Genomic DNA, 13773 nt, shown 5'->3' with positions numbered 1-13773 from the left:
CGGGTCAGTGCCGGAGTTCGGCGTGGACCAGGAGCGCGTCGTGGTCGGTGTAGGTCGTCGGCAGGATCTGCGCGCGGGGCGCCGCGAGCGTGCCGTAGGAGTGCTGGATGCCGGGGTCCTTGGCGGCGGCCGCGTCGGTCAGCGTCCAGAAGCCCTGGGGCGCGCACGAAGGGTGCCGGTTGACGTCACCGGCGAAGATGGCCGGCCGGTGCCGGGCGGCGAGCACGGTGGACAGCTCGGTGCACTGGACGGAGTTCGTCGTGCCGGGGGCCTCGCCGTCGGTCGACAGGTGGCTGGTGCAGACGTCCACTCCGCGCGCGGTCGTCACGCACAGCCAGCGGCGCTGCTCCACGCCGCTGAACACGGAGTACGGCGCGTCCTGGGCGGCGCGGATCGCGTCCTTGGTGAGCACGGCGTTGCCGAAGAACCCGCGGCCTTCCGGGGTTTTGCAGGCCAGCGGGGCGCCGTTGTAGATCACCGTGGCGAACCGGTAGTGGTAGCGGGTGCGCGCGGCGACCTGGGCCACGTCGCCGCTGCACGCCTCGTTGAGGGTGACCGCGTCGACGTTGTTCGCCTTGATCTTGGCGACGACCTCGTCGACGATCTTCGGGTACTGGGTGCCGGGGTAGCAGCCGGCGTAGCCGCTGGAGCAGACGTTCATCTGCAGCAGCGAGTACGGCGACCGTCCGTGCCCGGCCTCGGCCGCGCCGGCGGTGGCGGTGGTGACGGCGGGGGACAGGAGCCCGAAGGCCAGCAGACAGAACAAAACAGTGCGCAGACGCGCTGCGAAACGTTGAGTCACGAGCAGATTCTGCGGCCCGGGCCGGGCCACCCGAAGACCTCTCGGCAAGAGTTCACCGGGTGGACGTCCGGCGGGCAACTTTCGTCCCGGAGTTCGGCGCTTTCCGCTGCGCCACTGCGGTTTCTCGCGATCGCGGGCACCACGGAACCTGCGCCGGCGGCTTCCGTGGTGCCCGCGATCGCGTCAGCCGCGCCCCGCGGGCCGGGGCAGGTCGAGGTGCTCGCGCAGGGTCGACCCGGTGTACTCCGTGCGGAAGCGGCCCTTCGCCTGAAGCTGCGGCACCACGTGGTCGACGAAGGTGGCCAGCTCGTACGGGAGGGTCGAGCCCATGATCGTGAACCCGTCGACCGCGCCCGCGTCCTGCCAGGTGAGGATGTGGTCGGTGAGCTGCTCGGGTGTGCCGACGAAGTGGTACTGCCCCGCACCGCTCTTCATGGCCGAGGTCAGCTGTCGCAGCGTCGCGGTCGGCTCGGCTCGGGCCGCCTCGACGAGCTGCGCCGCCCGGCTCGACGCCGCCGGCGCTTCGAGCAGCTCCGCGGGCAACGGCGCGTCCGGGTCGTACGCGTCCGGATCGAGCCCGGCGGTGTAGAGCACGTTCTGCCAGCGGAACTCCTCGCTGGACAGGTCCTCCAGGCGCTGGGCCTTTTCCTGTGCGGCCGCTTCGGTGTCGCCGAGCGTGATCATCAACGCCGGCAGCACCAGCACGTGCTCGGGAGCACGCCCGGCCTTGGCGGCTTGCGCGTGCAGGTCGGTGCGGAACGCGACGGCCGCCTCCAGCGACGGCGGACCCGAGAACACCAGCTCCGCGTGACGCGCGGCGAGCCCGATGCCCGCGGCCGACTGCCCCGCCTGCACCAGCACGGGCCACCCCTGCGGCGAGCGCGGGAACGGCAGGATGCCCTCGACGTCGTAGAACTCGCCGTGGAAGTGCGGCGCGTGCAGCTTCGACCGGTCGGCCCAGACGCCGTCCGGGCGGTCGCCGACGATGGCGTCGTCTTCCCAGCTGTCCCACGAACGTTTGACGACGTCGACGAACTCGTGCGCCCGCGCGTAGCGGTCGGCGTGGTCGGGGTGCGCGGCCTCGCCGAAGTTCGCCGCGGCCAGTGAGGTGACCGTGGTGACGATGTTCCAGCCCGCGCGCCCGCCGCTGAGGTGATCGAGCGTCGCGAAGCGGCGCGCGAGCTCCCACGGCTTGTTGTACGTGGTGGATCCCGTGCCGATCAGTCCGATGTGGCTGGTGACGCCGGCCAGCGCCGACAGCACCGAGATCGGGTCGAACTGCGTCTGCGGCAGGTGCGACACCCGGTACTCGGGGATGGCGATGTTGTCGGCCAGGAACACCGTGTCCAGCAGGCCGCGCTCGGCCGTGCGCGCGATGTCGGCGAAGTACGGCAGGCCGAGGACCCCGCGCACGTCGTCGCCGACCACGCGCCACGCGGACTCGTGGTAGCCGTTGGGCCAGATGAACGCGTTGAAGTGCAGCGGTCGCATCACGCCAGGCCCTGCTGCTTCAGCCAGTCCTTCGCGACGTCGGCGGCCGGGTCACCGTCGGCGTCGACACGGCTGTTGAGGTCGCGCAGCTCGTCGGTGGTCAGCTTCGCGCTCACGGCGTTCACCGTCGCCGCGAAGTCCGCGCCCCGCTCGTCGAGCACCTTCTGGCTCACCGCCGGCACGACGTTCTCCGTCGGCTCGATCCCGAGGTCGTCCTTGAGCACCACGTACTTCGAGTCACCGGCCACCGGGCTCACCGAGTCGACCGGGATCACGGTCGCGCCACCCGAGTCGAGCTCCTGCACCCGCGGGCCGATCTCCTGCACGGTCTTGAACGTCGCGTTCGTGAGCTTGTACACGTCCTGGAAGCCCTTGAAGCACGGCAGCCGCGTCTCGCACTCCGGACCGCCCGCCATCACGACCTTGTCGAGCTTCTTCAGGTCGCCGATCGTCGAGAGGCCCTTGGACTTCGCCAGGTCCGCCTTCACGATGTAGACGTCCTTGTCCTCGGCCGGCGCGTAGTTCAGCAGGCCGATGCCCTCGGGCTTGAACAGCGCGGCCAGCTGGGTGTGCTCCCCGGCCGCGTCCTTCACCGCGTCCTTGCCGAAGCCGGTCGCGATGGCCGCGCCCTGGTACTCCGGCACGAACTGCAGCTCACCCTTCTTCAGCGACGGGTAGATCAGCTCGCGCGAACCCAGGTTCAGCTTCCGCGTGACCGGGTAGCCCTTCGCCTCCAGCGCGCCCGCGTAGATCTCCGCGAGGATCTGGCTGTCGGTGAAGTTGAACGACGCCACCACGATCGGCGCGCCGCCCTTGCTCTGCGCAGCCGGCTGGTCACTGCCGCCGCCACCGCAGGCCGTGAGGCCCAGCGCCGCCACGGCCAGCAGCGCGGCCGCTCGGATGGTCCGGGTCCAGCGCACGTGCCCACACTCCTCGGGTCGAGAACGGTCTGGGTGACCGATCACTGGGACCCTATAGACGGGTACCGACAGAAACCACATCGTGGGAATCACACGGGGGCGCCGTCCGCTGTGGACAGCGGTTATTCCCGATTCACGGCCAGAAATATCGGTCCGAAAGGTCATCCGCGACGAGCCACCGGTGCAACAATCGAAGACGCTCGCGGACGACCTGATCCCGAAGGCGACAGCCCCGTGACAAGAACGCTGCTGGTCCTGGTCCTCGCGGCGGGCCCGGCGATCTTGGTCGTCTCGCTGACCGGCGGTGACTACCTCCAGGTTCCGCTGACGGTGTTCGTGGTCCTCGGGGCGGGCCTGCTTGCGCGATGGGCCGCCGAGCGCTCCCGCAAGCGTTGAGCCGCGGATCCACCCGGCGCCGAACCGAGAACCGCCGAACCGAGAACCGTCGAAGCACGCATGGTCGCGGCACCTGCGACCGGGCTACGTTGATCACGTGACGAGTTACGCGATCGTGGGGTCCGGCTGGCGCGCGGAGTACTTCTGGCGGCTCGCGGACGAGCTCGACTGCCTCGGTGTGGTGTCGCGCAGCCCGAAGGAGCTGCCGGTGCCCGTGTTCACCTCGCTGGACGAGTGTCTCGCGAAGAAGCCCGACTTCGTGGTGACGTCGGTGCCCTGGCACGTGACGCCCGGCCTGATCCGGGAGCTGGTGGGCCGCGGCGTGCGGGTGCTCGCGGAGACACCGCCGGCGCCCGACCTGGACGGCCTCAGGGCGCTGTGGCGAGACGTCGGCCCGAGTGGTCTGGTCCAGGTCGCCGAGCAGTACAGCCGGATGCCCGCCCACGCGGCCCGCATCGCGCTGGCGCGCTCGGGGGTGATCGGCGACATCACGCGCGTCGACGTGTCCTCCACGCACCAGTACCACGCCGTGTCGTCGATGCGGACCTTCCTCGGCGCCGGCCGCGGGCCGGTGGAGGTGCGAGCCACGCGGACGACCGCGTTGCTGGCGGACCCGCTCTCCCGTGCGGGCTGGGCCGAGAACGTCGAGACCAAACCCGCGGTCACCACGTTCGCCACGATCGTCTTCGAGCAGGGTCTCGGCGTCTACGACTTCACCGACAACCAGTGGCACAACCAGCTCCTGCACCGCCGCCTGCTCGTCCGCGGCACCCGCGGCGAGCTGGCCGACCAGGACGTCCTGCGGCTGACCGCCGACCGCACGATCGTCCACACCCCGATCGTCCGCCGCCAGACCGGCTACGACCTCGACCTCGACGGCTTCGACACCGACCACCTCACCTTCGGCTCCGAGGTCCTCTACCGGAACCCCTACCAGGGCCGCCGGTGGAACGACGAAGAGATCGCCATCGCCACCCTCCTGGCCGACACCGGCGCCTGGGTCCGCGACGAAGGCCCGCCGCCGTACCCGCTGGCCGACGGCATCGAGGACCACCGGATCGCGCTGGCGATCGAGGAGGCGGCGGACCGCGACGCGGCCGTGCGCACCGAGCGCGAAGCCTGGCACTGACCAGCGGAACCGGCACACCAGTGGTCTGCACCACCGGAACCGATTCAGCCGCCAGGTGAATCGGCCACTGGTACAGGCGGTGGATTGACGGAACCCCACGGAACGGGCAAAGATCGTAGACACCCCGATCTGACAACGTTGTCACCCGAAAGGAACGCGATGAGAGCGCGGAAACGCGTGTTCGCCGCCTTGGTGCTCGCCAGTGCCGTGGCCACAGCGGCCACCACCACGGCAGCCACCGCCCAGGCCCAGCAAGGCCCGAAGTTCGCCGACGACCCCACCACGCTCGTCGACACCAGCATCGGCAACAACGGCGACGGGACCACGTTCCCGGGCGCCGCGGTGCCGTTCGGGATGGTGCAGCTGAGCCCCGACACGCAGCTGAACCAGTACGCCTCCTACGACTACAAGCAGGACACCATCCTCGGCTTCAGCCACACGCACCTCTCGGGCGTCGGCTGCCAGACGATGGGCAACTTCCGCTTCATGCCGACCACCGGCGCCGTCACGTCGTCGGACCCGGCGCAGTACGGCGCGAAGTTCAGCCACGCCAACGAAACCCGCGCGCCCGGCTACTACGGCGTGAAGTTCGACAACGGCATCCAGGCCGAGCTCACCGCGACGCAGCGCACCGGCCAGCACCGCTACACCTATCCCGCCGGCTCGGGACCCGAGAACGTGCTGGTGGAGGTCGGCCAGAGCAACGGCTCCACCTACGCCGGCGACGTGCACGTGGTCGGCAACGACACCGTCGAAGGCTGGCTGCAGGGCGGCAACTTCTGCGGCGAGACCGGCAAGGAGCGCTACCGGATCTTCTTCAGCGCGAAGTTCGACCGGAAGTTCCAGAGCTTCGGCACCTGGACCGACGGCACGATCACCCCGAACCAGCGCGACGCCTCCCGCGGCACCCAGCGTGCGGGCGCTTACCTGACCTTTGACCCGAGCAAGGGTGACCAGGTCGGCGCGTCCGTGGGCCTGTCCTACACCTCGATCGACGGTGCCCGGCTCAACCGCAAGACCGAGCAGCCGAAGTCTTTTGACAAGGCGCGTTCCCAAGCGCACAACACCTGGGAGAACGAGCTCGACCGCATGCGGGTGGCTGGTGGAACAACACCAGACCAGCGTACGTATTACACCGCGCTCTACCACTCGCTGCTGCACCCGTCGGTCGGGTCCGATGTGGACAACCGCTACCGCGGCTTCGACGACCAGGTGCACAAGGCCGATTCGACGTACTACCAGATGTTCTCGCTCTGGGACACCTACCGCTCGCAGAACCAGCTCGTGGCGCTGCTGCACCCGGACAAGGCCGCCGACATGGCCAAGTCGGTGTTGCACATCTACCAGGACGGTGGCTGGTTACCACGCTGGGGCCTCGGCAACAGCGAGACCAACGTGATGTCCGGCGACCCGATCACCCCGTGGGTCGTGGACCTCTACAACCGCGGCCTGCTCGACAACCGCACCGCGCACGGCCTGTTCGACGCGCTCTGGAAGAACGCCAACGAGGTCCCTGCCGACCAGTCGATCTTCCGCGGCCGCGACGGCAACCCCAGCTACGTGCAGAACGGCTGGGTCGCCTACCAGAACCTGCCCGGCTACAAGTTCGGCGACAGCCGCCAGGCCGGCTCCGCCACGCTCGAGTACGCGCTGGGCGACTGTTCGCTTTCCACCATGGCGGCGGGGCTGGGTTACCAGGACAAGGCGAAAACTCTCGCAGGCCGCTGTGACAATTTCACCAAACTCTGGGACCCGACGATCACCTCCCAGGGCTTCACCGGCTTCCCCGTCCCGAAGAACGCCGACGGCTCGACCGTGGGCAACCCCGACCCGACGCAGACCAACGCCTTCCACGAGGGCACGGCCTGGCAGTACCAGTGGATGGGCCAGCAGGACCCGCAGACCCTCTTCGGGCTGATGGGCGGCGCCGGGCAGGCCGAGCAGCGGCTCGACAAGTTCTTCGACATGCCCACCGTGCTCACGGACCCGGCGAAGGCCGCCGCGGACTCCTGGGTGACGGGCGCCTACGACTACCACAACAACTTCGCCTTCAACCCCAACAACGAGCCCGACTTCGCCGCCCCGTGGATGTACACGTGGACCGGCGCGCCGTGGAAGACGTCGGCCGTGCTGCGCGCCATGCGCACGCTCTTCACCGACAACGTCTACGGCATGCCCGGCAACGACGACCTCGGCGCCACCTCGTCGCTGCTCGTCTTCGCCATGGCCGGCATCTTCGAGGCCCAGCCCGGCTCCGCGACCTACGTGATCACCGCGCCCATGTTCGACAAGGTCGAGATCCGGCCCGAACACGGCCGCACGATCACCATCGAGGCCCCGGGCGCCAGCGCGTCGAAGCTGCAGTACGTGTCCTCGGTCAAGACCGACGGCCCCGGCAACCGGGGCAACGACGGCAAGCTGCGCCAGAGCTGGCTGTCGCACAAGGACCTGCTGCGTGCGGGGACGATCAAGATTCAGCTCTCGGACACCCCGACGAGCTGGGGCGTCAACGCCGGTCCGCCGGCGGTGGCGCGCGCCTGACAAGTCCGGGGTTGCGGTCCAACAGGGCCGCAACCCCGGGCTTCAGTGCTTCGCGAGCTTCAGTTGCTTCAGTGCTTCGCCTGCAACGCGGCGAGCACGCCCTGCCACGCTTCGCGCGAGACGGTGAGTTGTCCCGCTTCGCGATTCTTGGTGTCCCGGACACCGATCTCGTCCGAGACGGCCACCTCGACACACTCGGAATTCGCCTGACTGTAGGACGACTTCCGCCACTGGGCAGCCTGCATGTCTGGCCTCCGCCTATCTCGCTGCCTCCGCGATCACCTCGCGGCTGGCTTCTTCGCTCAACGCCTCTCCGGCCAGAAGCCTAGCAAGCTGCTGATAGAGACTCCCATCCTTATCGCTGCTGAGGAACGAGGTAGTACTGAACTGCTCAAGCAGTACAACGGGATTCCGATGGCCATATTCATAAATCGTGAACGATCCCGCCATGCCGGGGTGGTATTGCGGCCGTCGTGGCAGGACTCGCAGTGTGACGTTGGGTCGCTCCGACAAGGCCAGTAGGTGATCCATCTGGTCTGACATGACCCAATCAGGTGCCAACGGTTCATCGATGGCATGGAGGGAAATGGTCGCGGAATACTTGATCGGATCGCGCCGAGTAAGAATCTTCTGTCGATCGAGCCGAACCCGAATGCGCGCATCTGTCTGGGTGTCGGTGAGTCCCGAAGCTTCGAATACCCTGCGTGCATAATCCGGTGTCTGCAATATTCCCGGAATGACATAGGTAGCCCACGCGCTGATTGACTTTGCACCCTGTTCGTATTGCAGCAGGGTGGTCAATTCCGGAGTCAGCTCCGCCTCGCCGGTGGCCATCCAGTTGGGGTCCCGGACATTGCGCGCCAGGTCCATGATCCGCCGCTTCGACTCGCCGATCACGCGGAAGAAGCCCAGCATGGCGGAGACGTCCTCGATGGAGGGGATGCGGGTTCCGGCTTCCCAGTGCGCGACGAGACTCGGGTTCAGGTCGAGTGCCCGCGACAGTTCGCGAAGGCCGAACTTCTTCGCTTCGCGCACTTCGCGCAGCGCCGCACCCAGCGCCACGGCGCGCGGGGTGCCAGAAGGCTTGGTCATGGGCGTCAGCATACGTAATCGGATGATCACCCGGGCCGCCGTTGGCGTTTACCGCTGTGCACAGAAGGCTAAGTTCGGCACGTTGCTGAATAGGGGAGACCGCTGTGTTGAGATGGCAGCAGGCCGAGGGAAAACGGCACGCCCTCGAAGGGCCTTTCGCGCCGCGTCCGGAGGAATCGTTCGTCGCGTTGTGCGGGGTGGAGGTGACCGTGGCGCGGGAGGACGTTCCGCAGCTCGGCGGGAATTGGTTCGATCCGACGTGTGCGGTGTGTTCGTCGGCGTGGTTGAGCCGGACGTGAACGACACCGTGCTCCTCGAGCGGATCCGGGATCTGCACGCGTCGCTGGCCACGGATCTGGCGTTCCTGGCTCGCACGTTCGAGGAAGACCTGCCGCGCCCCGACGCGCTGCGCGACCTCGGCGAGCGGTTGCTCGACCTGGGTGGCGCGCTGGTGACCAGGTCGGACGAGCTGAACGCCGCCATCCTCGCCGTGCTGCCGCCCGACGGCTGGCTGCCCGAGGCGGGCACGCGCCGGCACGTCATCGGGCTGGTGCACCAGGTGGGGCCGAGGCCGTTGCGGTGCGGGAACGTGTTCCTGGCGTTGTGCGGTTCGGCGTGTTACCCGTTCTACGGCCGCGACGCCACGAACCGCGCGGCACGGCACCCAAGGTGCGAATCGTGCCAAGCCCGGGGCTCTTCGCGAGCGTGACCGGCGGTTTTCGTGTTGGCTGGACCGATGGCAGAGGACGAGCAGGGGGCGAAGGACGAGAAGGGCCAGAAGGACCAGAACGACCCGAAGAGCCAGAAGAGCCAGAAGACGAGCACCGAGCGGCTGTTCAAGATCGCGATCGCGCTCAAAGGGCTCGACGGCGCGCTGCAGCTGGTCGGGGCGCTGATCCTGGCGTTCATCCCGTCGTCGGTGGTCACCGGATTCACCCATGCCGTGATCACGCGCGACCTGCTGGGCGACCCGTCGGGCACGCTCGCCCACCACCTGGAGCTCGCGACCGAGCACTTCGTGGACGGTGGGACGAAGACGTTCGCGGTCGCGTACCTGCTGGCCCACGGCGTGATCAAGCTGGCGCTGGTGTTCGCGCTCTCGCGCAAGTGGGTGCGCGCCTACCCGGTGGCGATGGTGGTGCTGGGCGCGTTCGTGGTCTACGAGGTGTACCGGGCGATCGACACGCATTCGATCGCGTTGCCGTTCTTCGCGGCGCTCGACGCGGTGATCATCGTGCTCGTCTACCGCGAATACCGGCAGCTGCGCCGGGAACGCGCCGATCAGCGTGAGCCGGGCAGCCCGGGCTCAGGCGGCGCCGGTTCAGGCAGCTGAAGGAAATCGTTCGGTGACGATGGCGGCCACGTCCACCTCCGGCTGTTCGACGAAGAGCGCGGTGGCGTTGTCGGTGCCGCCGAAGGCGATGGCCGTCTCGACCAGCGCCGCGGCGCCGCGCTCGGGGTCGGCCAGGATCTCGTCGATGGTGGCGGGCGGGAGGACCTTGTGCACGCCGTCGCTGGTGAGCAGCAGGCCGCCGCCGACGACCTCCGTCGTGCCGATCTCGTCGGGTTTCGTGGTGCGCACGCTCGTGGTGACCATGTGCTCCATGCGCGGCGAGTACGGCTGGTGGCGCGCGCGGAAGTACTCGGCGAGCGTGTGGTCGGTGGTGAGCTTGCGGATCATGGTGCCGTCCCAGGCGTACGCGCGGGAGTCGCCGACCCACGCGATGCGGTAGCCGCCGGGGAAGGGCATGGCGACCACGAGCACGGCGTCGCCGGTGCCGCCGAGCTCGCGCAGGGCGCGCTGGGCGTTGAGGATCGCGGCGACGGGCCCGCTCTGCACGGGCGTGCGCGCGGCGGCCGCGGCGGCGGTCTGGGCGGCGCGGCCGGCGCCGGGGTCGTCGCCGACGCCGTCTGCGAGAGCGAAGGTGATCCCGGGCGCGCCGGCGAGGGCGTAGGCGCTCACGGCGTCGGCGTTGCGCTCGCGGGGGCCCTGGGCGCTGGCGGTGTGCCAGCGTGGGTATCCGGCCATCGTGACCTCCCGGGTGTTCGCGGCTTCCCCCTTGCACTTTCCAGAATGCGCCCGTTTCCTGGGAACATCCTGAGGAGTGGCTGTTTTTCCCCTGTTGGCCTAAACCTCTGCCTCACACACGCGGAGGCCGCCTCGCGCTGGGCGAGATGGCCTCCGCGTGGTCACTTGGTGAGGTCGTAGACGGTCGTGTTGCCGACGGTGGTGGCGGTGAAGTTCGTCGCGACCCACTCGGTGATGTCACTGGAGCCGCCACCGGGCCCGCCTCCGCGGCCGCCGTCGACGTAATAGGAGACCTGGCCGTTCGCCACGTACTGCTGGAACTCCGCGAGCGTCGGGGCCGGGTCGCTGCCGGACCAGCCGCCGACGCCGATCACGGACTTGCCGCCGGCCAGTTCCAGGCTCGCGGCCGACTGGGAGCCGGTGGTGGCGGCGGCCCACTTCGTGGTGGTCTGGGCCAGTAGCCGGCTGACTGCGGTGTCGGCCTGTTCGCCGCCGAAGCCGCTCCCGCCGAACCCGCCGGTGGTGGCCGGGCCGGACGTGGGGATGGAGCCGGTGTGGGGCTGGGCGGCCGTGTCGACGGCGTAGGCGGCGGTGCCGAGGCCGAGCGTCAGCACACTCACCGCGGCCAGCACCACCAGCGCCTTGCGCAGCGGGGGCACGCCGACGACCACGACCGTCGCGACGAGGACCCCCAGCACCACGATGATCCACCGCAGCGCGGGGAACCAGTCGGGCGTGCGGTCGAGGAGGATGAAGCTCCACACGGCCGTCACGGCGATCATCGCGCCGAGCACGGCCCGTGGCGCGGTCTGGGCGCGGCCGCGCCACAGCGCGTGGCCGGAAATCGCGACCAGGGCGGCGATCGCGGGGGCGAGCTGCACGGCGTAGTACGGGTGGATGGTGCCGCTCATGAAGCTGAACACCAGTCCCGTGACGAGCAGCCAGCCGCCCCAGACGACGAGCGCGGCGCGGGTGCGGTCGGTGCGCGCGGCGCGGCGGGTGAACCACAGGCCGGCGACGAGGCCGATGATCGCGGCGGGCAGCAGCCAGGAGACCTCCGTGCCGAAGCTGGCGCCGAACATGCGGCCGAGGCCGGAACTGCCGCCGAACATCGTGTTGCCGCCCGCGTTGCCGCCGCCGCCGAAACCGCCTCCGGCGTTGCCTTCGCCGCCGAAGATGCGCCCGAGCCCGTTGTAGCCCAGTGCCAGCTCCAGGAGGCTGTCGCCGGTGCTGCCGCCGATGTAGGGACGGGACGCGGCGGGCCACAGCTCGACGAGCGCCACGAACCAGCCCGCGGACACGACCACGGCGGCCGCGGCGGCGAGGAGGTGGAGCAAGCGCTTCCCGAGCGTCACCGGGGCGGCGATGAGGTAGGCCAGCGCGAAGGCGGGCAGGACGAGGAAGGCCTGCATCATCTTCGTCAGGAAGCCGAAGCCGATGGCCACACCGGCCAGTGCGAGCCAGCCCGGGCTCGCCTTTTCCAGTGCCCGCACGGTGAAGTAGGCGGCGGCGATGAGCAGCAGGACGAGCAGGGCGTCGGGGTTGTTGAAGCGGAACATCAGGGCGGCCACGGGCGTCAGCGCGAGGCCGGCGCCGGCGAGGAGGCCGGGGACGGGGCCGGAGACCCGGCGGACCGTCAGGTAGAGCAAGCCGACGGACGCGACGCCCATGAGCGCCTGCGGGGCCAGCACCGTGAAGCTGGAGAAGCCGAAGATGCGCGCGAAGGCCGTGCCGACCCAGAGGGCGGCGGGTGGTTTGTCGACGGTGATCACGTTGCCGGAGTCCAGCGAGCCGAAGAGCCAGGCCTCGACGTTCTGCGTGCCCGACTGCACGGCGGCGGCGTAGAAGGAGTTGCCGAAGCCCGAGGCCGTGAGCTCCCAGAAGTAGAGCACGGCCGTGAGGGCCAGGAGGCCGAACACGGCCGGGCGCACCCACGGCGGCGAGTTTTCCTTGCGGTGTATCGGGTTCTTCTTGGCGGGGACGGCGAGCGTGGCGGTCATGGGGTCTCCTCGGACGGGCGCCGGCGAGGGTTGAACACCCAGCCGCGCAGCAACAGGAAGCGCAGCACCGTGGCGGCGAGGTTCGCCAGCACGAGCACGGTGGTCTCCAGCACGAGCCCGGGGTGGGTCGTGTGGTTGAGCAGGGCCAGCGAGCCGCTGGTGAGCACCAGGCCGAGGCCGAACACGATCAGGCCCTCGAACTGGTGGCGCCCGGCCCCGCCGCGCCCGCGGACGCCGAACGTGACGCGCCGGTTGACCGCGGTATTGGCGACAGCCGTGACGAACAGGGCGAGGAAGTTCGCGGGCTGCGAGCCGATTCCGTTGCGGAGCAAGAGGAACAGCAGCAGGTATGCGGCGGTGCTGGCGACCCCGACGGCGGCGAAGCGCACGAGCTGCTTCACGAGGCCGGGCGGGACGCCGGGCGCGGTGACGCCGATGGGCTCGCGCCCGAGCTGCTCGCGCAGGCGGCGCACGGGGATCTCGCCGGTGAACGTGGCCCGCGTGATGCGCACGATGCCCTTGAGGTCTTCGGTGGCCGTCTTGACGATGTGGACGGACGACTCGGGGTCGTCCACCCAGTCGACGGGGACCTCGTGGATCCTCAGGCCCGCGCGCTGCGCGAGGACGAGGAGCTCGGTGTCGAAGAACCAGCCCGTGTCCCGCACGTGGGGGAGCAGACGGCGGGCGACGTCGGCGCGGATGGCCTTGAAGCCGCACTGCGCGTCGGAGAACCGGGCGGCGAGTGCGCTCTTGAGGATGAGGTTGTAGCAGCGTGAAATGAACTCACGTTTGGGGCCGCGCACCACGCGCGCGCCTCGCGCGAGCCGGCTGCCGATGGCGAGGTCCGAGTGACCGGACAGCAGCGGCGCCACGAGCGGCTGCAGGGCGGCGAGGTCGGTGGAGAGGTCGACGTCCATGTAGGCCAGCACCTGGGCGTCCGAAGTGGACCAGACGGCGTTGAGCGCGCGGCCGCGGCCCTTCTCGTCGAGGTGGTGGACCTCGACCTGGGCGAACTCTCTCGCGAGCCGCTCGGCGACGGGGAGCGTCTTGTCGGTGCTCGCGTTGTCCGCGATGGTGATGCGGTAGGCGTAGCCGGCGTGCTCCTCGAGGTGCGCGTGCAGCCGGCGGATGCAGGGCTCCAGGTCGGTTTCCTCGTTGTACACCGGGATCACGACGTCGAGCACCGGCTGCGGCCCACCGAGGCCGACCGGCGTCGACCCGGGCCGGGGCTGCGGCACTTCCGCCTTGGCCCCGGTTCCGGTTCCGTTTCGGGAGGGTGCGGTGGCGTTCATGGGAGCCATCGTTCGGCTCCCGGCTTTGGCCGGCTTGTGGCGCCGCTGTGGGGCGCCTGTGGGTCGGCTCCCGATCGGGTG

The 13773-nt window shown here is 69.5% G+C and carries 14 protein-coding genes; 6 read left to right on the top strand and 8 right to left on the bottom strand.

What is annotated here, in order from left to right:
• Positions 1 to 4 precede the first annotated feature (4 nt).
• The 3 genes from AB0878_RS32015 to AB0878_RS32005 form a co-directional block, all read right to left on the bottom strand.
• A complete protein-coding gene (locus tag AB0878_RS32015) occupies positions 5 to 802 on the bottom strand; it encodes an endonuclease/exonuclease/phosphatase family protein (RefSeq protein WP_366583937.1) in 798 nt (265 codons plus the stop codon).
• A 183-nt stretch (positions 803 to 985) separates the two neighbouring features.
• Positions 986 to 2293: an LLM class flavin-dependent oxidoreductase gene (locus AB0878_RS32010; protein ID WP_366583962.1), complete on the bottom strand. Its 1308-nt coding sequence runs from the start codon at positions 2291 to 2293 to the stop codon at positions 986 to 988.
• Positions 2293 to 3213, bottom strand: a complete 921-nt coding sequence (locus AB0878_RS32005) for an ABC transporter substrate-binding protein (protein ID WP_366583936.1) — start codon at positions 3211 to 3213, stop codon at positions 2293 to 2295. Before AB0878_RS32005 ends, AB0878_RS32010 begins: the two co-directional genes overlap by 1 nt.
• Before the next feature lie 234 nt (positions 3214 to 3447).
• Here AB0878_RS32005 and AB0878_RS32000 point away from each other — a divergent pair, with 234 nt between their 5' ends.
• From AB0878_RS32000 to AB0878_RS31990, 3 genes are all read left to right on the top strand, one after another.
• On the top strand, positions 3448 to 3609 hold the full coding sequence (locus tag AB0878_RS32000; RefSeq protein ID WP_366583935.1) for a hypothetical protein: 162 nt from the start codon (positions 3448 to 3450) through the stop codon (positions 3607 to 3609).
• 97 nt (positions 3610 to 3706) lie between these two features.
• Positions 3707 to 4738: a hypothetical protein gene (locus AB0878_RS31995; protein WP_366583934.1), complete on the top strand. Its 1032-nt coding sequence runs from the start codon at positions 3707 to 3709 to the stop codon at positions 4736 to 4738.
• 159 nt (positions 4739 to 4897) lie between these two features.
• Entirely contained in the window at positions 4898 to 7279 is a 2382-nt protein-coding gene (locus tag AB0878_RS31990; RefSeq protein ID WP_366583933.1) for a GH92 family glycosyl hydrolase, read from the top strand.
• 68 nt (positions 7280 to 7347) lie between these two features.
• Here AB0878_RS31990 and AB0878_RS31985 read toward each other — a convergent pair whose 3' ends face one another.
• Both AB0878_RS31985 and AB0878_RS31980 read right to left on the bottom strand, forming a co-directional pair.
• Positions 7348 to 7524 carry a DUF397 domain-containing protein gene (locus AB0878_RS31985; protein ID WP_366583932.1) on the bottom strand — a complete coding sequence of 59 codons (177 nt, stop codon included), beginning with the start codon at positions 7522 to 7524 and terminating at the stop codon, positions 7348 to 7350.
• Between the two features lie 13 nt (positions 7525 to 7537).
• Complete coding sequence (locus tag AB0878_RS31980; RefSeq protein ID WP_366583931.1) at positions 7538 to 8371, bottom strand: helix-turn-helix transcriptional regulator; 834 nt, start codon at positions 8369 to 8371, stop codon at positions 7538 to 7540.
• A gap of 104 nt (positions 8372 to 8475) precedes the next feature.
• On the opposite strand from AB0878_RS31980, the gene AB0878_RS31975 reads away from it, so the two are divergent.
• The 3 genes from AB0878_RS31975 to AB0878_RS31965 are packed head-to-tail and all read left to right on the top strand — an operon-like array spanning position 8476 to position 9704.
• Positions 8476 to 8670 carry a zinc finger protein gene (locus tag AB0878_RS31975; protein ID WP_285973809.1) on the top strand — a complete coding sequence of 65 codons (195 nt, stop codon included), beginning with the start codon at positions 8476 to 8478 and terminating at the stop codon, positions 8668 to 8670.
• Positions 8652 to 9080 carry a hypothetical protein gene (locus tag AB0878_RS31970; RefSeq protein WP_366583930.1) on the top strand — a complete coding sequence of 143 codons (429 nt, stop codon included), beginning with the start codon at positions 8652 to 8654 and terminating at the stop codon, positions 9078 to 9080. Before AB0878_RS31975 ends, AB0878_RS31970 begins: the two co-directional genes overlap by 19 nt.
• 27 nt (positions 9081 to 9107) lie before the next feature.
• Positions 9108 to 9704, top strand: coding sequence for a DUF2127 domain-containing protein (locus AB0878_RS31965; RefSeq protein WP_366583929.1), 597 nt, complete (start codon positions 9108 to 9110; stop codon positions 9702 to 9704).
• On the opposite strand, the gene AB0878_RS31960 is transcribed toward AB0878_RS31965, so the two are convergent.
• The 3 genes from AB0878_RS31960 to AB0878_RS31950 form a co-directional block, all read right to left on the bottom strand.
• Positions 9693 to 10400 carry a serine/threonine protein phosphatase gene (locus AB0878_RS31960; protein WP_366583928.1) on the bottom strand — a complete coding sequence of 236 codons (708 nt, stop codon included), beginning with the start codon at positions 10398 to 10400 and terminating at the stop codon, positions 9693 to 9695. The genes AB0878_RS31965 and AB0878_RS31960 overlap by 12 nt on opposite strands.
• A gap of 161 nt (positions 10401 to 10561) precedes the next feature.
• Positions 10562 to 12400 carry a glycosyltransferase family 39 protein gene (locus AB0878_RS31955; protein ID WP_366583927.1) on the bottom strand — a complete coding sequence of 613 codons (1839 nt, stop codon included), beginning with the start codon at positions 12398 to 12400 and terminating at the stop codon, positions 10562 to 10564.
• Positions 12397 to 13692 (bottom strand): bifunctional glycosyltransferase family 2/GtrA family protein, encoded by a 1296-nt coding sequence (locus AB0878_RS31950; protein WP_366583926.1) that lies wholly within the window; start codon positions 13690 to 13692, stop codon positions 12397 to 12399. Before AB0878_RS31950 ends, AB0878_RS31955 begins: the two co-directional genes overlap by 4 nt.
• Positions 13693 to 13773 lie beyond the last annotated feature (81 nt).

This window comes from Amycolatopsis sp. NPDC047767, from assembly GCF_040704195.1.
Taxonomy (GTDB): domain Bacteria; phylum Actinomycetota; class Actinomycetes; order Mycobacteriales; family Pseudonocardiaceae; genus Amycolatopsis.
This window is presented reverse-complemented; position numbering and strand designations above follow the sequence as displayed.